26 protein-coding genes are annotated in these 20,128 nt (G+C 43.0%); 2 read left to right on the forward strand and 24 right to left on the reverse strand.

What is annotated here, in order from left to right:
• Positions 1-44 precede the first annotated feature (44 nt).
• The 15 genes from rpoZ to GMD3S_RS0205580 form a co-directional block, all read right to left on the reverse strand.
• Positions 45-359, reverse strand: coding sequence for a DNA-directed RNA polymerase subunit omega (gene rpoZ / locus GMD3S_RS0205505; protein ID WP_002874282.1), 315 nt, complete (start codon positions 357-359; stop codon positions 45-47).
• A 24-nt stretch (positions 360-383) separates the two neighbouring features.
• Positions 384-1,010: a guanylate kinase gene (gmk, locus tag GMD3S_RS0205510; RefSeq protein ID WP_000775041.1), complete on the reverse strand. Its 627-nt coding sequence runs from the start codon at positions 1,008-1,010 to the stop codon at positions 384-386.
• Between the two features lie 134 nt (positions 1,011-1,144).
• Entirely contained in the window at positions 1,145-2,758 is a 1,614-nt protein-coding gene (locus GMD3S_RS0205515) for a ribonuclease Y (protein ID WP_000404967.1), read from the reverse strand.
• A 203-nt stretch (positions 2,759-2,961) separates the two neighbouring features.
• Positions 2,962-3,216, reverse strand: coding sequence for a Txe/YoeB family addiction module toxin (locus GMD3S_RS0205520; protein WP_000924722.1), 255 nt, complete (start codon positions 3,214-3,216; stop codon positions 2,962-2,964).
• Between the two features lie 3 nt (positions 3,217-3,219).
• The gene (locus GMD3S_RS0205525; protein ID WP_000388572.1) at positions 3,220-3,474 is read right to left on the reverse strand and encodes a type II toxin-antitoxin system Phd/YefM family antitoxin; all 255 of its coding nucleotides are present in this window, start codon (positions 3,472-3,474) and stop codon (positions 3,220-3,222) included.
• 132 nt (positions 3,475-3,606) lie between these two features.
• Positions 3,607-4,704, reverse strand: coding sequence for a nucleotidyltransferase (locus GMD3S_RS0205530; protein ID WP_000156373.1), 1,098 nt, complete (start codon positions 4,702-4,704; stop codon positions 3,607-3,609).
• 9 nt (positions 4,705-4,713) lie between these two features.
• Positions 4,714-5,454, reverse strand: coding sequence for a class I SAM-dependent DNA methyltransferase (locus tag GMD3S_RS0205535; protein ID WP_008279438.1), 741 nt, complete (start codon positions 5,452-5,454; stop codon positions 4,714-4,716).
• Positions 5,455-5,774: 320 nt separating this feature from the next.
• Complete coding sequence (gene rsfS, locus GMD3S_RS0205545; protein WP_001003013.1) at positions 5,775-6,128, reverse strand: ribosome silencing factor; 354 nt, start codon at positions 6,126-6,128, stop codon at positions 5,775-5,777.
• Positions 6,129-6,722 (reverse strand): bis(5'-nucleosyl)-tetraphosphatase (symmetrical) YqeK, encoded by a 594-nt coding sequence (gene yqeK, locus GMD3S_RS0205550; RefSeq protein WP_000331237.1) that lies wholly within the window; start codon positions 6,720-6,722, stop codon positions 6,129-6,131.
• On the reverse strand, positions 6,722-7,351 hold the full coding sequence (locus GMD3S_RS0205555) for a nicotinate-nucleotide adenylyltransferase (RefSeq protein ID WP_000963715.1): 630 nt from the start codon (positions 7,349-7,351) through the stop codon (positions 6,722-6,724). The genes yqeK and GMD3S_RS0205555 overlap by 1 nt, the downstream gene beginning before the upstream one ends.
• Before the next feature lie 50 nt (positions 7,352-7,401).
• Positions 7,402-7,713 (reverse strand): ribosome assembly RNA-binding protein YhbY, encoded by a 312-nt coding sequence (gene yhbY / locus GMD3S_RS0205560; protein ID WP_000060171.1) that lies wholly within the window; start codon positions 7,711-7,713, stop codon positions 7,402-7,404.
• A gap of 213 nt (positions 7,714-7,926) precedes the next feature.
• Entirely contained in the window at positions 7,927-9,033 is a 1,107-nt protein-coding gene (gene yqeH / locus GMD3S_RS0205565) for a ribosome biogenesis GTPase YqeH (protein ID WP_000391169.1), read from the reverse strand.
• Between the two features lie 2 nt (positions 9,034-9,035).
• On the reverse strand, positions 9,036-9,563 hold the full coding sequence (locus GMD3S_RS0205570; protein ID WP_000963745.1) for a YqeG family HAD IIIA-type phosphatase: 528 nt from the start codon (positions 9,561-9,563) through the stop codon (positions 9,036-9,038).
• A gap of 17 nt (positions 9,564-9,580) precedes the next feature.
• Positions 9,581-10,489, reverse strand: a complete 909-nt coding sequence (locus GMD3S_RS0205575; RefSeq protein WP_000899712.1) for a magnesium transporter CorA family protein — start codon at positions 10,487-10,489, stop codon at positions 9,581-9,583.
• Positions 10,490-10,546: 57 nt separating this feature from the next.
• Positions 10,547-11,107, reverse strand: coding sequence for a mechanosensitive ion channel family protein (locus GMD3S_RS0205580; protein WP_001150569.1), 561 nt, complete (start codon positions 11,105-11,107; stop codon positions 10,547-10,549).
• Positions 11,108-11,256: 149 nt separating this feature from the next.
• Here GMD3S_RS0205580 and sstT point away from each other — a divergent pair, with 149 nt between their 5' ends.
• Complete coding sequence (sstT, locus tag GMD3S_RS0205585; RefSeq protein ID WP_000821325.1) at positions 11,257-12,468, forward strand: serine/threonine transporter SstT; 1,212 nt, start codon at positions 11,257-11,259, stop codon at positions 12,466-12,468.
• 49 nt (positions 12,469-12,517) lie between these two features.
• Positions 12,518-13,471: an aromatic acid exporter family protein gene (locus GMD3S_RS0205590; protein WP_000060064.1), complete on the forward strand. Its 954-nt coding sequence runs from the start codon at positions 12,518-12,520 to the stop codon at positions 13,469-13,471.
• 101 nt (positions 13,472-13,572) lie between these two features.
• On the opposite strand, the gene GMD3S_RS0205595 is transcribed toward GMD3S_RS0205590, so the two are convergent.
• The 9 genes from GMD3S_RS0205595 to gtfA form a co-directional block, all read right to left on the reverse strand.
• Entirely contained in the window at positions 13,573-14,112 is a 540-nt protein-coding gene (locus GMD3S_RS0205595) for a T6SS immunity protein Tdi1 domain-containing protein (protein ID WP_000892206.1), read from the reverse strand.
• Between the two features lie 106 nt (positions 14,113-14,218).
• On the reverse strand, positions 14,219-14,824 hold the full coding sequence (locus GMD3S_RS0205600) for an immunity protein Imm33 domain-containing protein (protein WP_000141226.1): 606 nt from the start codon (positions 14,822-14,824) through the stop codon (positions 14,219-14,221).
• Positions 14,808-15,332, reverse strand: a complete 525-nt coding sequence (locus tag GMD3S_RS0205605; protein ID WP_000656481.1) for a hypothetical protein — start codon at positions 15,330-15,332, stop codon at positions 14,808-14,810. The genes GMD3S_RS0205600 and GMD3S_RS0205605 overlap by 17 nt, the downstream gene beginning before the upstream one ends.
• Before the next feature lie 292 nt (positions 15,333-15,624).
• On the reverse strand, positions 15,625-16,197 hold the full coding sequence (locus GMD3S_RS10725) for a suppressor of fused domain protein (protein WP_000872725.1): 573 nt from the start codon (positions 16,195-16,197) through the stop codon (positions 15,625-15,627).
• Positions 16,198-16,313: 116 nt separating this feature from the next.
• Entirely contained in the window at positions 16,314-16,799 is a 486-nt protein-coding gene (locus GMD3S_RS0205615; RefSeq protein ID WP_000391898.1) for an immunity protein YezG family protein, read from the reverse strand.
• 70 nt (positions 16,800-16,869) lie between these two features.
• Positions 16,870-17,091, reverse strand: a complete 222-nt coding sequence (asp5, locus tag GMD3S_RS0205620) for an accessory Sec system protein Asp5 (protein WP_000453436.1) — start codon at positions 17,089-17,091, stop codon at positions 16,870-16,872.
• A 5-nt stretch (positions 17,092-17,096) separates the two neighbouring features.
• Positions 17,097-17,276, reverse strand: coding sequence for an accessory Sec system protein Asp4 (asp4, locus tag GMD3S_RS0205625; RefSeq protein WP_000161924.1), 180 nt, complete (start codon positions 17,274-17,276; stop codon positions 17,097-17,099).
• Positions 17,269-18,615 (reverse strand): accessory Sec system glycosylation chaperone GtfB, encoded by a 1,347-nt coding sequence (gene gtfB, locus GMD3S_RS0205630; protein ID WP_000615317.1) that lies wholly within the window; start codon positions 18,613-18,615, stop codon positions 17,269-17,271. The genes asp4 and gtfB overlap by 8 nt, the downstream gene beginning before the upstream one ends.
• Positions 18,599-20,119: an accessory Sec system glycosyltransferase GtfA gene (gtfA, locus tag GMD3S_RS0205635; RefSeq protein ID WP_000158443.1), complete on the reverse strand. Its 1,521-nt coding sequence runs from the start codon at positions 20,117-20,119 to the stop codon at positions 18,599-18,601. Before gtfA ends, gtfB begins: the two co-directional genes overlap by 17 nt.
• Positions 20,120-20,128 lie beyond the last annotated feature (9 nt).

The raw sequence follows: 20,128 nt of genomic DNA on the forward strand, positions 1-20,128 counted from the left end.
GTACATTCTTGCAATAGAAAAAATAAGATTGAGTCCCCCCAACCTTAAATTTTTTCACCATCTTCTTTTTCTTTAGCGATTTGCTCTTTGATTTTCTTTTCTTCTTCTTCTTTGCGGCGTTTTTCTTCTTCGATACGGAGACGAACCGCTTCACGTTTTCCTTCTGGATCTGGGTGAATGGTTACATTTCCAGACTCGATTTCTTCCAAAGCACGAAGAGTTGATTTTTCAGACTTAAACTCTTGAGTTGCTGGCGCTCCTGCTTCTAGTTCGTGGGCGCGTTTTGCTTCCAAGATTACGAGTGAATATTTTGATGGTACCTTGTCCAGCAAGGTATCAATAGAGGGTTTTAACATCATTTGCTTGTACCTGTTTCCTATAGTTTATCGAGTAGTTGGAGATTTTGGCAACATCTCCTGGTAGTGACCAATGACACGGTCCACACGGAAGTGTTCTGCTTCGATCACACGCTTGACACGTTCAGCAGCGAGGGGCACCTGATCGTTGACAATGGCATAATCATACTCACGCATGAGGGCAATTTCTTCCTTGGCTTTTTCGATTCGTTGGGCAATCACTTCAGCGCTATCTGTTCCACGACCTACCAAACGATCTTGCAATTCATCCAAATCTGGTGGCGTTAGAAAGATAAAGACAGCATCTGGAACCTTTTTCTTAACCTGAAGGGCTCCTTGGACTTCAATCTCAAGAAAGACATCGATTCCCTTGTCCAGAGTTTCATTGACATAGGTCAGAGGAGTTCCATAGTAGTTACCGACATATTCTGCATATTCCAACATCTGACCTTGACGGATCAGCTCTTCAAACTCTTCACGAGTACGGAAGAAATAGTCCACTCCATCCACTTCACCAGGACGTTGCGCACGCGTCGTCATCGATACAGAGTATTGAAATTGATTCTCAGAACTCTCAAAAATCTCTCTTCTAACCGTTCCTTTCCCAACTCCTGAAGGACCAGAAAAAACGATTAGCAAGCCTCGGTCTGCCATTATGTCTCCTTTAGTTAGTCTGTGAAATAAAGTAAAATTTCTCTCGGATACTGATGATAGTGTCAGTTATCCTTCTACAGTCTTTCTATCTAGTGTAACAAAAAAGCAGTAATTTTTCAACTGCTCTTTCTTATTTATTTAGCATAATCTACTGCACGAAGTTCGCGAATCACGGTTACCTTGATATTTCCTGGGTAATCGAGATTGTTTTCAATTTTCTCACGAACTTTGTGAGCCAAGATTGTGACTTTGTCGTCTTTGATTTGTCCTGGATTAACCATGATACGGATTTCACGCCCTGCTTGAAGGGCAAAGCTATTTTGCACTCCTTCAAAGCCATTTGCGATTTCTTCCAAATCATGGAGACGCTTGATGTAGCTTTCAAGAGACTCGCTACGAGCACCTGGACGCGCTGCACTCAAGGCATCTGCTGCAGCAACGATCACTGCAATGACGCTTTCGGCTTCGACATCGCCGTGGTGGCTAGCAATGGTATTCACCACAACTGGGTGTTCCTTGTACTTACGAGCCAACTCCGTACCAATCTCAACGTGGCTACCTTCAACCTCGCGGTCAATAGCTTTTCCGATGTCATGAAGGAATCCAGCACGACGGGCAAGAGCTGCATTTTCACCAAGTTCACTCGCGATGATACCAGATAACTTAGCAACTTCAATCGAATGACGCAAGACATTTTGTCCATATGAAGTACGGAACTGCAAGCGTCCCATGATCTTCATCAAGTCTGGATGAAGGTTTGGCGCACCAATCTCGTAAGCAGCAGCCTCACCATATTCACGGATTTTATTGTCAATCTCCTGACGGTTTTTCTCCACCAACTCCTCGATACGAGCTGGGTGGATACGGCCATCCTTGAGCAACATTTCCATGGTCATACGAGCAATTTCACGACGAATCGGATCAAATCCTGACAAGGTTACTACTTCTGGCGTGTCGTCAATGATGACATCTACCCCTGTCAAACTTTCAAAGGTACGAATATTGCGTCCTTCACGACCGATAATGCGCCCCTTCATGGTATCGTCTGGTAAGTGAACTGTAGAGTTTGTTGACTCCGCTACATACTCACCAGCGATACGCTGCATAGCCTGAACCAAGATATCTTTCGCGATCTTGTCTGAACGTTCCTTCACTTCTTGCTCTGCCTCACGAATGCGGCTAGCAATTTCCTTGGTTAAGTTTTCCTCTGTCTGAGCCAAGATAATATCTCGAGCCTCAGTTTGGGAAAGGGAACCGATACGTTCAAGTTCAGCTTCTTTTTGTCTTTCGACTTCCTCTAATTGCTCTTCACGTGCATCAAGGTTTTTTGCTCTATCAGAAATACTTTGTTCTTTTTGTTCAAGTGTTTTTTCTTTGTTCGTCAAATTGTCGTCTTTGCGGTCAAGGCTCGTAGCTCTCTCCGTCAAACGACTTTCGATTTGCTTGAGTTCCTGACGTTCTGACTTAAATTCAGCGTCCACTTCTTCACGGTATTTTCTGGCTTCCTCTTTGGCCTCCAATAGTGCTTCTTTTTTAAGAGACTTGCTTTCGCTCTTGGCTTCATTTAGCAATAAATCCGCTTCGCGCTCAGCTTGTCCTCGTAAATTAGTTGCTTCTTGTTCAGCATTTAGAAGCATCAACTCTGCAGCCTCTTGAGATGATTTCATCTTAGCTGAGATGCTGACATATCCAATGACTAAACCAATGATGACGGCAAAAACAACAATCGCAAGTGTCATGATTTCCATGTTTTTACCTCATTAAATTTGTTTATCGAATGACATACATTCCTTAATATTCTATCACAAAAAACCGATTTTCACAAACCCAAATTGAAGAGTTTTGTGTGAATTTTTGAAGAAATCCCTTAGATTTTCAAGTAAAATTAAGAATCTTTAAAAATTTAAATTTCCACGAAAAACGAAGCAAAAAAGCCTACCTTTCAGTAGACTTAGTAATGATCTTTGAAGGACAAGAAAGCCACGCTATCTCCATCTATTATATAAATCAAGCGATTTTCTGCATCAATGCGCCGCGACCAAGCTCCTTGATAGTCATACTTGAGTGGTTCTGGTTTCCCCATTCCTACAAAAGGATCGCGTTGAATATCCTTGATTAATTTATTGATCCTTTTTAATGTTTTCTTATCTTGGTTTTGCCAATAGCAATAATCCGCCCAGGCATCTTCTGTAAATTTGAGCAGCATTCCTCACTCCTCAATCACATGCACCTGAGTGCTTCCAGCACGAACTTGAGCCATTCCTCGCAAGACCTTGTCAGAAAGTTCCTTATTTTGAGCGATTCTCAGGGTTTCCTGAATACTATCCCACTCGCTCTTTGAAAGGACTACAATATCCTCATCTGGATTTTTATTGACCACCGTCAAAGGCTCAAATTCATCATTTACCTTCTTCATGTAGTCCTTTAAATGATTTCGGAATGTTGAATAAAGAACTGCTTCCATAACCATACCTCGTTTTACCTCTTTTCCACTATTATACACAAAAAGAAAGAAATTGTCAGGAACTTGTACAAGATTTTTCTTTTCTATCTATTTATTCGAAAATATTCTAAAAAAGCCTACCTTTCAGTAGACTTAGTTTGTTTCTATTCTAATCGGAACCCTGCCAAAATTCTGTTCTGCTATACTTGGGTGTCCTAGTTGGTAAATCTGGTCTGCCTTTTGAGTCATAGCATCCCAAGGTTCTTTGCCAATTCGACTGACTAGATGGACCTGGCCTTTCAGAGACTTGAGGTGTTGTCTGCCTTTTTCAGTAAAGCCAAGGACATGGATGCCTTCTGGCAAGTCGCTTTCTCTGGCCTGCACCAAGATATAGGTCAAGAGTCGTCGTACACGCGCCTTGGTATAACGCTTTGTCGCAACCGCCTCGACCAATTCGTCAACAGACTGGGCTGTTTTGATAGCTTCCTTGATACGCACAGCCATTTCTTGATTGACCTGATAGATGGTGGTTAGGTCTGGATTTGACAAGATTTGATAGCGGAGCAAGGTAAAATAGTCATCCCAACTCACCCTACACGCCAACTCAAAGAGGTCAAGAGAAGGCATAAAGCGTTCTAAGAAATCTTGGTCTGATTGATGCTGACGGAGGGCTGTTGCTGAGGCAAAGTCCACTTCCTTGTCCACAGAATGATAACCAGCCCCCTGACGCTGAATCGGATGGAGTTTGATTCTACGTCCCGCAACCCCCTTGGCATAGGCCAAAGCTAGAACATGATTGGGTGTATTGCCTGAAAAATCAAGACCTGCAAATTCCTTCCACATGGCTTGGGTTTTCTGAGGATAGGAAAGGGAATCAGGCAGATTTTCCACAAATTTCTCCATCTCAGTGCCTTGCTCCGTGTATAGGTCAGCAATTTTCTGATAATCCAGAACTTCCTCCGTCCCGAAAGCGAGGGTATCAATGCCCAAGCGAGCCAAGATATCCACAGCTCCTTGGCCAAAGAAATCTGCCGCCTGAACACTGACTAAAAAGGGCAATTCCACTACCAGATCTGCTCCATTTTCCAGCGCCATCTGAGCCCGTGTCCACTTGTCTACGATAGCAGGTTCTCCACGCTGCATGAAATTCCCAGACATGGCAACGATTTTCAGTCCCTCCGCCTGCTCAAGCAAGTATTTGTGCCCATTATGAAAAGGATTGAACTCTGCGATAATACCTGTGATGGTCATGATGTTCTCCTACTTCTGCGCGACAAAAAACCAACGGGTGCTGGTTTCTGTTGGCTCCTTGTCCTCAAAGTCCGCATAGAGTTTGAAAGACTTGAAACCAGCCTGCTCCAGCAAAATATCATAGGTCAAAACTTCATAGGTCCGCTCCTCATGCACTTCATCGTGACGACTAAAGGAACCGTCAGCCTCCTTGATAAAGAAAGTCAACTCATGCACGATGGAGTGAGGAGCTTCGTCCTCATAGGTATCCCAAAGCATGGCAAAATCTTCCGCATTTTCATGGTAGGAATAGCCTGGAAAAACCTCATCTGTCTGGTAGGTCGAATGCACATCAAAGATGAATACTCCGTCTTCATTGAGGGCATTATACACTTCTTTAAATACGTCCCCTACCTCCACCTCATCCTGCATGTAGCAGATAGAGTCCGAGTAACACGTAACAAAGTCGTACTTACCAGCCTTGGATAAATCCAGCATATTACCTTCGATAAAATCAATCTTTTGCTTGGCTGAAGTAGCTCTTTTCTCCGCAATCTTCAGCATATCAGCGCTCAAGTCAAGTCCTGTCACATCAAAACCAGCTTGAGAAAAGCGGACAGACTGGATACCTGTTCCACAAGCCAATTCCAAGAGTTTCTTTCTCTCCTTGGTCTTTGGCAAATGACGGAGGGAAAAATCCGTCCATTTATCGTATAAACTGTCATCCATGACCGCATCATAAACAGCCGCAAAGGTTTCATAAGTTGCCATAATCATGATACCAAGTCCGCCCGTAATCGGAATGAAAATTAGGAGCTTGACGATGGAGCCGAGCTCCAAGGAAGGCTATCTATTTTCCGACGATTACAGGACGGGTTCAAATCCTTTCTAAGATACAAAGAGCGTTAAAGACTAAGAGAAAATAGGAAACTTTCTGCTGTATCATCAGATACAAAGGAAGTTACTCTTTTTCTCGCAGCTTTTAGCTCGTGTTCAGTTTCAAGATCAACCAAACACGTCGCCCTCACCTTTCCATCAATTTCTTTTAAAATAAGCAAAGAAACCCAGTTGACTGCAACTGAGTTCATATCCTATGCTAAGGCTTCTGAAATGTCTATTGAGCTCGCCTCATGCCATAGTTTTTCTAAGTTATAATGGGCACGCATTTCTTCTGAGAAGATATGCACAACGACACCACCGAGGTCTAGCAAAACCCAGCCTCCAGCTGCATCGCCTTCGACATGGCTGCCTTTAACACCAGCTTCGGCTACTTTTTCACGGATATTGTCAGCGATAGCATCCAACTGGCGGCTATTCATTGAGCTCGTGATGACAAAGTAGTCCGTCACGCTGGTCAAATCTTGTACATCAAGTGCGAGGATATCCTCCGCACGTTTCTCATCAGCCGCTTTCACGACTAGTTCTAGTAATTCTTTTTCGTTCATTTAGTCCTCTTTCAAATAGTGCACAAAGGCGTTATAGGTTTCAAGGGTTTGGGGATAGATGGGTAATCCCTGATGAGCTAGATGCTCCACGGTACGAGCTGTTTCGTAGGCCACTGCCTTATTGAGCGATAGCTCAGCAATTTCACGCGCCACATCCACACCTGGAAAGGCGCGGTTATGCTCGATATAATCTGCAACGTAGACAACCTTGTCTAGGTCTGTCATCTGACCAGCACCGACTGTATGGATTTCAATAGCTCGCAGGATTTCTGAATCATGCAAATCCAAATCTTCCTGAATCTTGTAGATACCAACCATGCCATGCCAGACATTATTGCCCCAGTTTTTGAGGTCAGGGTCTAGCTGATAATGGTCAATCAAGTCTAGAAATTCCTGATCTGACAGCTTTTTAGCATAATCATGAAGAAGGCCTGCTAGACCAGCTTTCTCGGCATCGACTCCAAATCGTTTCGCAAGTTCTATGGCTGCACGCTCTACACCCAGACAATGGGTTAAGCGTTTTTCAGGCAGAAGCTCTGCCATTTTTTTCAACAAAGCCTCGCGGGAGCAGTTGATATAGTCTTGGTATGCCATCAGTAAAGCCCCTCCTTCTCGATGTAGTCTAGCACTGGCTGAGGTAGGAGAAAGTTAGGTTTCCGACCTTGGGCAATGAAGTCACGCACCATGCTGGACGAGATGTCCATGAGAGGCACATCCACCCAGATAACTGGATAGGAAGTCCCTGCCTTGTAGCGTGGACGCTGAACCCCTACAAACTGAACCATGTCGACCAGCTCATCAATTCGGTACCACTTAGGCAGATAGTCCACCATATCAGCCCCGATAATGAAGTAATAATCCGTATCTGGATGTTGCTCTGTCAAAATCTTCATGGTGTCGTAGGTGTAGGAAATGCCCTTACGCTCTAACTCAATGGTTTCAATGTCCAGACCTTCAATCCCCTCAATCGCCAACTCAAGCATCTTGAGCCGATGGTGCTCGGGAATGGTTTCCTTTTTATCTACATGAGGTGGTTGGTATTCGGGCATAAGCAGGACCTGATCTAGTCCCAACTGTTGTCGTACTTGGTCCGCCACAACAAGATGGGCATTGTGAACAGGGTTAAAATTTCCGCCTAAAATCCCGACTTGTTTGCGTTTTTTCTCCTTGATTTCTGGCTCCAACTCTACCTTGGTAAAGGGAGTCAATAATTCGATTGCCATAGGCTCGTCTTCCTTTAATTCTCTGTATAAACAGTTGTTTGGAGTAGGTTTTAGATTTCTTTGACTTTCTTGGAAATCTTGCGATTTTCTTTCTTGCTAGATTGTTTATACAAAATCAAGATGCGTCCGATTTTTTGGACCGTATCCACACCGATTTCTTCTTCCAAGATTTCAGCTACTTCGTGGATGTTTTCATCTGTGTTTTGCAAGAGCGTAACTTTAATCAATTCGCGAGCGTCAAGAGCTTGACGGACGCTGGTTTTGATTTGGTCGTTGAGACCATTTTTCCCGATTTGGATGATGGGTTTGAGGGTGTGTGCCTGGCTGTTGAGGAAGGCACGTTGTTTTGATGTTAATGACATAATTTCTTAAAAAGAGTTTCTTTTAATACTTTTCTGAAGTGGTGACGGACGTCAGCAAAGTCCTTCGGACTTTCATGACTAAAATTTGAGCCTAAGGTCTCAAATTTTCCGCAGTTGGTACAACTCCTTGTACCAACTGACACCACGGCGAAAAGTATTCGTTATGGGCTCGCAGAGCTCGCCCTAATCCAGACAACTCTTTCCTTTCTGTGTTTAAATGATTGCTTTGCGTGTGACGACGGCGACGCCTTCTGGTGCCCAGACGGCGACTTTGGCGGTGCCTGTTACGCGGATCCAGCCGAGTCCTGAGATGACTAGGTCTGTCTTGTCCTTGATGGTAAATACATGTTGGACTAGTTTTGGAAAATCTTCTTTTTCTTTGCTATTTGGTGGTGTGAGAAGAGTTCCCAGATGCTTGTCATAAAAGGCACTAGCGCCTTCTAGCTTGGTACGGTGGAGTTTGAGTTCATTGTCAAAGAAGGCTGTGAATCCTTGCTTTTCTCCTGATATGAAGTCAAAGCGTCCGAGACCACCTAGAAACAGGGTTTGTTCAGGGTTAAGCTGATAGGTTTTTGGCTTGATTTCCTTTTTAGGGCTGACATACTTGAGGTTTTTAGCCGTCAAGTAGTGGGCCATCTGGTGGCGGTGGATAATCCCCGGTGTATCGTAGATATAAGACCCGTCGTCAAGCGGGATCTCAATCTTGTCCAAGGTTGTCCCTGGAAAGCGTGAAGTCGTAATGACATTCTGATCACCCGTTATTTCTTGAATAATGGAATTGATGAGGGTTGACTTTCCAACGTTGGTTACCCCAACTACGTAGACATCGCGGCCCTTACGATAATGCTCAATCTTATCAATGACTTCTTTGATGGCATGCTTGTTTTGGGCTGAAGTCAGGACAACATCTACTGGACGAAGCCCTTCTTCGTGGGCACGTTCCATGAGCCACTGACTAATCTTGCTTGGCTTAACTGACTTGGGCAGGATATCTTTTTTATTTCCCACCAAGAGGACATCATTGCCCGATACAAAACGTGGTAAGCCTGGGATGACAGAGCCATTAAAGTCAAAGATATCAATGACATTGACCACCAAGGCATCACTGTCTCCCACCTCGTGCAAGAGTTTGAGAAAATCATCGTCTGTCAACTGGACATCCGTGATTTCATTGTAGTGACGGAGACGGAAACAACGTTGGCAATAGACTTCGCCAGTCTCCAAACCTTTTTCAAGTGCCGACTGGGGGGTAAAGCCAAGTCCAGCCTTGTCTGTCGTCTGAATGGCTGCTCCACAACCAATACAGAGAATTTCTTCCATAGTTAGATTCCTTTTTTATATGTAATCGGTCCGTACTTTTCAGTGATTTTTCGCATGACACGGCGCTCGCGAACTCGGTTAATCTGCGTTTTGATAGAGTCATGTTGGACCAAGGGCTTGACCAAGATCGAGCGAATACCTGCACGGTGAGCTGCTCGTATATCCGTCATAAGTTGGTCGCCGACCATGACCACTTCATTTTTCTCATAGTGGAATTCCTTCATGGCACGGTCAATCCCAAAAGTGAAAGGCTTCAAGGCCCAATAAACGTAATCAATCCCAAACTTCTCAACTGCGCGTTGTACCCGTTTTTTGGTATTATTTGAAACAACAATGATGCGAATACCTGCATCACGAAGGTCATGTAGCCATTGCTTCATCTCTGGCGTCCCATCAGGGTTGTTCCAAGCAATGAGGGTATTGTCCAAATCGACCAAAACAGCCTTGATCCCCTGCGCCTGCAGACTTGGGACTGTCAGATCATAAACTGCTTCCACAGCAAAATCTGGCATGTAATTTTCAATCGCCATTCTGGCTCCTTTTCTTTTTAATTTCTAGCAATATTCTTTAAATATTGGGCTAAGACTACCCATAAAATGAGACTAGCTAGCAAAATATAAATCCAAGCATTTGGTTCATTTGCAAACGGTAAGGGAACATTCATTCCGAAGAATCCTGTAATAACCGCAAGGATAGCTAGTAAGACTGAGATAATTGTCAAAGTTGTCAAATTATCATTTAGATTATTATTTAGGATGTTGTTGTAAGAGGCTGAGAGTTGTTGCAAAACTTGAGAAATCAAGTCTGTCATCGAAACCAACTGATGCGCTTCAATCATGGCATCGTCAAACTGTTCTCTCTCAACTTCGTTAAAACTGCGATAAAGGGCATGTCCTTGGATATGTTCCAAGAGGAGACGATTTTGTTTGGCAGCAGCAGTCAGGTAAACCATACCAGTTTCCAAGTCAGAGAGAGCAAAAAGATTTTTTTTAGTTGTTTTTTGACGAAGAAGTGCACTGATTTCATCCTTACCTTTATCCATCTCTTCAATCACTGGATAATAAGCATTGCTAATAATCTCTAAACTGGCAAAAAGAAATTTGTAGATTGAAACAACTTCATGGCTTTCAAGGTAGGATGCCATTCGTTTAATCACATAACTATTCTTGTGGTTGCTAATTGTGATCAGCCGTTGTTTTTCAACGATAAAGGTCATCGGAATCGCTTCATAATATTCTTTGTCTTTTTCTAAGTCAAGAACATTATAAATGAAGGTTACCGTTCCCGTTTCACGGTGATAGTCCATGTGGGCACGCTCATTTCTATCCAGAGCATACTCGATGGTTTCCTTGTCCAATCCATAGACATCCGAAAGGTCTTCCATGTTTTTAATCTTGTCTACATCAAGGTCTATCCACGTACAATCGTGACCTAATTTTTTCTCTACAAATAGCATACTCTCTCCTTTACCAAACTCCTTCTATTGTACCACAAATCTGCTAAAATAGCCGGCCTATTCAGTACGAGATAGATTGCTGACGACGGTGATATTACGATTTGGAACAAAGTGAAGGGCTTGATCGTCACCTCGCAGTTGAGTTGTACGGATCCCTACGCTAACGACCTTTCCAGAAACGGTAATCGGTCCATTTGTGAGAACCACTTCATCGCCCACATCAAGCTGGCGTTCAAAGAGGATGAAAAAGCCATTGATGACATCGGATAGAAAGCCTTGCGCCCCCATACCAATGGCCACCCCGGCAATCCCCGCACCAGCAAGGAGGCTAGAAACTGGCAAACCTAAAATAGACAGGATACAGTAGAGCAGAAAGAAATAAAGAATGTAGTTAAAGACATTCTCCAGCAAACGGGAGATAGTCTTTTGTCTTCCTGCATCTCGATTGGAAAATTTAAGCGAGGGCTTGACAATCTTTCGTACAGTTGCATGAAGCATCTTTTTAGCTATATAAAATAGTAAAAACAAAATCAAAAGAGAAATCACCTTGGTCAAGAGATTCTCTAATATGGTTGTTAAATCAAGTTTATCAAAATAGCGTTGAAAAAAATCTTGCATATAAAACTCCTTTTCCCTATTATACCATAAAATCGCCCTTCTCTTTTCTTTCATAATTATTCAATTATCGGCCCTATTTTCAAAATATCACTTGCCTATATAGCATATTTATACTATAATTATAAACAATACATTTGAAGGAGACTGCTATGAAACGAATCATTAGAGCCTGGACCAAGGCAAGCCTCATCAAACGAATCCTTATTGGAATGATCTTGGGAGCTACATTAGGAATGCTCTTTCCAAACCTTACAGGAATTGGCCTGCTTGGAGATCTCTTTGTAGGTGGACTGAAAGCCATCGCTCCTATTTTGGTTTTTGCCCTTGTTGCCAATGCCCTTTCCCAACACCAAAAGGGACAAAACACCAATATGAAGACGGTTATTTTCCTATACTTGCTCGGAACCTTTGCTGCTGCATTGGTAGCCGTTCTAGCTAGTTTCTTACTGCCTGTACAAATCACCCTGACCAACGCAAATACAGAAGTTGCTGCTCCTGACGGTATTGGTCAAGTCCTCAGCAATCTACTACTCAAACTGGTGGACAATCCCTTGAATGCCATTGTTGAAGCCAACTATATCGGGATTCTCTCTTGGGCAGTTATCTTTGGCTTGGCTATGAGAGAGGCAAGTAAACACAGTAAAGAATTACTGAAAACCATGGCGGATGTCACCTCTAAAATCGTAGAATGGATTATCAACCTAGCTCCCTTTGGGATTTTAGGCTTGGTTTTCAAGACCATCTCTGACAAGGGCATTGCTAGTTTGGCTAACTACGGTGTCCTCCTAGGACTTTTGATTGCTACTATGGCCTTTGTTGCTCTCATCATCAACCCGCTCATCGCCTTTCTCTTTATGAGGAAAAATCCCTATCCCCTTGTTTTGAAATGTCTACGTGTCAGTGGTATTACAGCCTTTTTCACTCGTAGCTCTGCCGCCAATATCCCTGTCAATATGAAACTCTGCCAAGACTTGGGACTGAATCCTGACACCTACTCTGTCTCCATCCCGCTTGGTTCGACCATCAATATGGCTGGCGCTGCAGTTACCATAAATGTCCTGACCCTGGCTGCTGTCAACACACTCGGAATCTCGGTAGACTTTGGGACAGCATTTGTGCTCAGTGTCGTGGCTGCCATTTCTGCCTGCGGGGCCTCTGGAATCGCTGGGGGATCCCTTCTCCTCATTCCTGTAGCTTGTAGCCTCTTTGGGATTTCCAACGACTTGGCTATGCAGGTTGTCGGAGTCGGTTTTGTGATCGGAGTCGTGCAAGATTCCTGCGAAACAGCCCTGAACTCTTCAACAGATGTCCTCTTTACAGCGGTTGCCGAGTATGCTACAAACCGAAAACTTCGCCCCTAGTCTCTGACTCCTCGTTAAACACTTGATTCTATTAGTTTAGGAAATTTTCATGTCTCTCACTCAACGCACGACCAAACTGGTCTTAGCGACCTGTCTCGCTTGTTTACTCGCTTATTTTTTAGATTTATCATCAGCAGTTTCAGCTGGAATCATCGCTCTCTTAAGCCTCTCCGACACACGCAGAAGCACGCTGAAATTAGCACGTAACCGCCTCTTTTCCATGCTCCTAGCGCTGGCTATCGGTGTTCTAGCCTTTCAGCTGACAGGTTTTCACATCTGGAGCCTGGGCCTCTATCTGGCTCTCTATGTACCTCTTACTTACAAAATGGGCTGGGAAATCGGCATCACCCCTAGCAGTGTCTTGGTCAGCCATCTCTTGGTACAGGAGTCTACCTCTCCAGAGCTCTTGCTTAATGAAGTGCTCCTCTTTCTCATCGGGACAAGCTTTGCTCTATTGGTCAACCTTTATATGCCCTCTCGTGAGAAAGCCATCCAAAGCTACCACCTTCAGGTCGAGGAAAAGTTAAAAGACATCCTGCTTCGCTTTAAATACTATCTGTCAAGAGGAGACGGACGCAATCAAGCCCAACTCGTTGACCAATTAGACAAGCTCCTCGATGAAGCTCTTAAACTGGTCTACCTGGATCACTCGGATCATCTCTTTCACCAGACGGACTACCACATCCATTACTTTGAGATGAGACAGCGACAAAGTCGCATCCTGCGAAATATGGCCCAGCAGATCAATACCTGTCATCTGGCCGCAAGTGAGAGTTTGATCTTGGCCCAGCTCTTTTCTAAGATTGCTGCCCAGCTAAGTCAGACCAATCCTGCTCATGACCTACTTGATGACATCGAACGCTATCTGCAAGTCTTCCGCAATCGGAGTCTCCCTAAAACACGTGAGGAGTTTGAAACCCGTGCTACCCTCCTGCAACTACTACGCGAAGCCGAAACCTTTATCCAGGTTAAGGTCGATTTTTACCAAAAATATGGAAACTAAAACGCAAAGAACCTCAGAGAATTCCTCTGAGGTTCTTTTGTTTTGCATTTGGAAGGGAAGTTCTTCCTCTCGTACTATTCTCAATAAAGAAATAGCAACTCCTAGTCGTCCATCACACCACCTGTAAGTTGGTACATGAGGTAAATGTGCTCCAAGACTTTTACCTTATCCATGTGGTCTACATCTTTAAAGCCTCCTAATGCCAAAAGTGGAACGAAACCGAAACACTCATCGTAGGCTAATTGAGCATGTTTGGCAACAGCTTGCCTATATAAATTAAGTTCAAAGTTATCAGTCACATATGAATTATCTAAAAATCGAATGAATAAATCCAGACCCTTACAAATAATATCCATATCCTGAATATTATATTGGACAATTCCCACGTAGGCATTCTTTTCCCAAGTAATAATATCTCCAAATGCCGTCACAAACATTGGAAAAGCAATGTCTCCTCTGAAATAGCTATTTTGGAGAAGCTCTAGATAATCATCTGGATTGATGACTTTTAGATAACCATCTAAAAAGGTTCCCAGACCATCTTCCTGCCAAATTTGTAGCAACTCCGCTGGAACTTGACCCTTATACTTTTCAATCACTTCTTGGGGCATGTCTGACACTTTAATAAAGTTTTCTAGCATGTTTTCCTCCTTTTTCAGTTTATAGACAAAACTATTAGATGCTATTCCCCTCATTCATAGAAAATCTAAAATAGGTTGCTTTCCCTCCCAAATAAGTCGGGTAGCTTTACGAAGCAGAAAAAACTTCCTCATCTTGCTCATTCAGAATCGCTTGAATATCTCCACCATTAACTACTACTAGGTAGTCCACTGGTAGAATCAAAGATTTTATTAGTTTTGGATTCTTTTTCAATATTTCAAAAGCATACATAGCAACAAAATCATCTGTATCTTGATTTTGATAGCCAATAAACCAGCCCGAATCACCTTTTCGATCAGTGTCTTGTCTCTGCAAATAGTAATGTTCGCACTCAAAGACACCTTTGGCCAACACTATTTTCTCATCAAATCTGATTTCAGAAGCTTCAATATTAAGCTCTTTAGCTAGTGTGCTTTGTTCAGACTGAATCCAAAGAGCCAAGGTCAAATCATCAGTAAACTCTTTAAAAGGGGTTGTTTCATAGTTGACTGACACTATCCTAAATTGGTCCATGTTCAATTGAACAAGTTTATATATGTTGAAACCGATTTGTATTAGCAGGCCATCTTGTATTCGTTCCTTCGAGGGCAGTACATTCACAACTTTGAGCCATTCCTCAAAAAGACCTTCAGAGAATGTCCCGTAAAAGATCAAACCATTCTTCTCTACTTTTGTATCAAGCACTTCCGTCATTTTTCAACCTCCTGAAAATTTCATTTTGTAGCTTCGTTCTAGCTTCACGCTCCAAAGCTATCATTTTTTCTCTTATCTCAGCCGGAATATCTCCTAATTTGGAATGCCCCTGCCAATCACTCCAAGTTTTAGACCCTTTGGAACTATTGGTAGGTTTACCTAATCCCATAAAATTATCCTCAAGATTCAAAACCTCTACCTTATCAACATCAGATAGAGGAGCAAATCCATCCATTTCGGTAATTTCTTTCATAGAGACAATATGGTCTGCTTCGAGGGTTTCAACTGGATAACCATAAATTGGATCAAATTTTTCTCCATCAATATTATTGACATGATCGCGTATCTCTTGACTTGGTGTTTTCTTGCGAAGAGAATTATATTCTTCTTTTGAAATTCCTTTAGAAGTACTCGCTACATCATCACTATGCTTAGCCAACTGCTCGCTGGCTTCTTGGCGGAATTCTTTACTTGCTTTCTTGCCGACTTGTTCTGCCGCTTCTTTCATGCCTCGAGCGACATCATCAGATGCATTGTGGACACGGGCACCACTTTTTGTAAAGTTGTCACTAAAGTTTGCTGGCTCTACAAACCTAGTATACCATAAAACCTATAGACCAACGTTTGATAAACCAGAAAAGACCACCATTAAGGTGGTCTTTTCTCCAATTTCGTGCCTTATTTCCAATTACGAAGGTCGCATGTCAACTGGGAGCGAGGTTGGACTCACAACTGATATTGATGAGGTTAAAAATAGGAAAAACTCCCCTCCGACCCCCTAGACGAAGATAAAAAATTTATTACACTACAGAAGGTCTCATAAAATCATAAACATCTATCTGATGTTCTTCAAACAATTCCTCTAACTTCTGTGCTCCCACTTCGGCTCCATGCTTTTCTATAAATTGAAGCTCAGCTTCTGTAATCGGGATAGCTTGTAACCACGTAACATACTCTTCATCAAAATCAAAAGATTCTAAATCCCACAAGAAAGGCTGAGTGAAGAATATATGATTTACTTTCGCATTGGGATAGTAATTTCTAATAATATTTGGATAGACTGCACCTGGAGAGATGCTGTACTCTCCCCTCACAATATTAAAACCACAGTCTGCTATAATATTTGGAAAATATTCCAGCTCCGCATCAGCTGCTCCAATGATTTCAACTCTTAAAGGCTTACCATTTATTCGACGATAAATGGTATATTCTGATAAACCGATTGTTGCTGCAGTTGTTAAATAATCATCCGGACAATTCTCTCCAATGAATAAATCTAATTTGTTATCGTGATTTCTAAATGTATAGGCTTGAGGAACTCCCCCTACAGCCCTTGCAATTTCCTGTGCAATTTTAATTTTATCGTATTTCATTTGATTCTCCTCTTAAAGTTTGCTGGCTCTACAATCCCAGTATACCATAAACCTTATGGACCAGCGTTTGATAAACCACAAAAGACCACCTAAATGGTGGTCTTTTATCAAACAAACTATTTCCCATTATGTTCTCTTTGGAAGGCTTCCATAGCCTTGAACTGTTCTAGTTCTTTTTCATTAGCTGGTTGCTTGCCGAGATATTTATATTCAAACAAGTCCATTCGAGCACTTGGACCATAACCACTTTCCAACCATGGGGCATAATCGAAGTCTACTGATAATTTATTATTTTCATCTAAGTGAATAATACAAATATACCAATCTGCCAAGTCGTTCTCAACAAATACTTTTTTTAATTCTTGCGACTTCTCAAACAATCGATCTGTTTGACTATAAATTTCGAATTTATCTACACCAAAATCTCTAGGAATGTATAAATAATAGTGATATTCATTCTTATATTTAAAATAAAAATAAACTTCTCCACTACATGTTTTGTCCATTTCAATTACAATATACAAATCATCCCACTCTACTGGAATCATATCGTTGGCTTGATGCACGATTTCGATAATTTTTTCATTCATTAGTTCTTCCATTTTATCCTCCGATTTGCTTGGATCTTTTTTTCGTGTTTAGTATTCCTCATCTGCGAATGGAACTGCATCCTTACTGATAGGTCACTATCATAAAAATAAGGAGCAATACAAACAGTGCTATACTGAGCAAGAGGGTTACAATTTTTACCAATCGGTTGTTCTGCCAGTATCCTGGTTTTCCGATATTGCTGGTCGCATCCATGGAAAAGAGTTGGCTTTGGCGAGGTTGGATGAGAACCAGGACAATCAAGGCGACGGCTAGGATTATTCCTATAATCATCAAAACTTCCATCAATTTCACCTCAAGATTCCTAATAATGTAAAGATCAGGGTAAGAAGGATGAGCATGCCGAGTAAAATGGAGAAGGTTTTACTGATCTTTTCTCCTCGGCTAGGCTTTTCTTTCTTAAGCGCTCCTTGCTTTAACTCTTCCATGCGTCCTTCGACATCCTTGTAAAATAAATCTTTTTTAGTCATGTCCTTCCCCTATTATCCTTCCCATCCTCTCTTGGTAAGTAGCCAAGTCCACATAGTTAGTATGGCGACCTTGATGTCCAAGGGCTTGGCCCATCTTGTCAAGACTGCTGAGAGCTTCTTGAATCTTCGCAATCATGTCTCCAACAGTCTGCAAATTAAAGAGGTGTTCTGGAGCTGTGTAAGGTCTGTTATGAGCTGTCTGGTCAAAGGCTAGGATGAGTATATTGTGCTCGAAGGCTTGACGGACAGCATCCAAAAGCTCGTTTCCGTAATTGATGTCTAGATAGAGATCCGACAGCTGGTAGAGTTCTCGAATCTTTTGCGGACTAGCGTTTTGATAGAGAACGACATTGGGATAGGAAAGCAAGGTTAGCAACTTGGACGACATTTCAGTCACTGCCGCGATTCGGAAGGTCACCATTGGCAAGGACTCAATCAGGGTTTCGATATGTTCGATCTGATCTGAGTTGGTAACGATCAAGGCATCTGGTCGAACGAAGTTTTCTCTTTTGAACTGATAATGATAACCTAGATGGACAAACTTGTCATGATAGGCTGGATTGGTCAAGGCCAAGGCCTGTTCATAGGTAGCCTTATCTGGTATGAGGATCTGCTTGGCTCTCAGCCCCTCTTGCTCCAAGAGCAGCTGCATATTCCCAGGAAGGCAATCATCTAGCGGTTCTTGCCAAACCAAGATATCCTGTCCGCTCTTGTCTGGATAATGATATGAGACCAAGAAAGAGGTAGCTAGAGTATTAAAGAGAAGGTGGCGAGTGTCGATTCCCAAGTCTTGCAAAAAGAAGATCGTGAACTCCACTCGATTTTTAAAATGGCGCAGGGCTTGTCCGGGCAAGGTTAGGAGGATATCGCCTGTCACATGATTTTCTAGGACAATTTCCTGTCCCTTTGCATCCTGGTACTTGGTCAGGATAGCCTGCCCATCTGCACTATAGGTGGTCTTGGCAAAGCAGGTTCCGTATCGGTTATAGTGGTCTTCTTGGTAGATACGGCCAGATAGGTCCTTCCAGTCGACTTGCTTGACCAAACGGGCCTGAGGAGCCTCCACATAGTGAATCACGCCCCTCTCCCGAGAATCCTCTAGGATATGCGCCGACTGGTTATTGCCCGCAATCTCCCAAAATTCAGGTACGGCTACTTGATTGAAATAAAGAGCTTTTCCCGACTCGTAACCTAGATAGTAGGTAAAGGGAGAGAGAATCCCATCTGGGAGAAATCCATCTGGTTCGATCACAACTGTGGCATGGGATAGACCAGCAGCTTCTAAACTTTCGTGCAAATCGCGGCTTTCCTGGCCATAACGATCAAATAGTTGAATCATGCAGGACCTCCTCTATCGTTTTCTTCCACTTGTCCCTTACCTTATCTGTTAAAAATTCTCTAGCTAGGTCATAAGATGCTGTTCGCATATCTGGCAAATGATTTTCCTGATAGAGCTGGCAGATCTTTTCCGCAAAGGATCTTTTAATCGCCGTTTCAACATGGTCATCCGAACTTGGGATCAAGTAGCCATTTTGACCATCCTTGATAAAGGTCTGGTTTCCATAAGGCACATCAAAGCCAATCAGGGGCAAGCCTGAACCAACTGCCTCCATCAAGGTCAGACCAAAGCCTTCGCTGGTTGAGGCTGTCAGATAGACCTCATACTGGGGATAGATCTGAGCTAGATCTGCATGCCCTTTGAGCTGGATATAGTTCTCCGCTTGGTGAGCCGTGATGATTTCCCTTAAAAGAGATTCCTCACCCCCACTGCCATAAATGTCAAAGGTGAGCTCTGGGAGGACTTGATGCGCCTGGATAACCGCCTTGACGAGCCAGTCAATGTGTTTTTCCTTGGCCAGACGCGAAGCCGTAATGAGAGAAAAGGGCTTGCGTTCCCTAGCAGGCTCGGTCAGCTGATCTATGCTCCCAACTGGAATCGTGACGATTCGTGGGCGATGCTGGCTGTACTGGGCAAATTGACCTTCGAGAACTTCCTTCTGCCGATCCGTAGACACGATAAAGCAATCGACCTTGTCCGCATTTGTAAACTGATACTCATAGTAGTTGTTCCAGAGGAGATAGTCTTGGTTACTAGCATTTTCACTATAGTGCTCTGCGTGAACGACAACTGCTAGATGGGCCTTTTGTGCTTCTTCAAAAACAGCCTGACCAATCCCTGTTTCCCTGTCCAAGATGACCAAATCAGACTTGCTCAAGTTCAAACGTTGCATAAAATAGCGCATAAGGGCTGGCTTTCCATACAGAATCCGGTCCTTAAATCGATAGACCTCTTCCTGTCCCTCAGTCAACAAGATATCGTAAGCAGTGCTGCCATCTTCATTGAAAAAGCTTCGTTGATAGAGCCTAGCCACTTGGTCTTTGGGCGCGAAATATTCTGTACAGTAGCGCGTGTAGGAAAAATAATCCTTGCGAACCAAGTTCCCCCCAAACACATACTCTGCATGCTGCACCAGATTCTTAGCCGAGTCTACCAAGTAGCAGGTCACAAACTTATCCTCGTCTGAAAAGTAGACACGCAAGACCTTGCCGTCCTGCTCCCTATGACTCTCAAGGCCACCAAAAGAGGCCAAGACCTCATCAACTGTAACACTGGTCGGTGCTAGCCTGATATCTGTAAAATGATTGTAAAGCCAGATTACCTGATCATCCGCAAAGCCGATATTGGCCGTTAAATGCTGGATATTGTCTGCTAGAATTAAGTCTGTAAAGATAAACTTAGATGCTAGGTCTAAACTTCTAAAAATCCCTGCTCGGTAGGCCTGGGCATACTCGACACCACTACTCGCCCAACCGATTCCTAGATTTATATTGTAAATTGTCATATGATCCTC

Source organism: Streptococcus sp. GMD3S (assembly GCF_000298695.2).
Taxonomy (GTDB): Bacteria; Bacillota; Bacilli; order Lactobacillales; family Streptococcaceae; genus Streptococcus.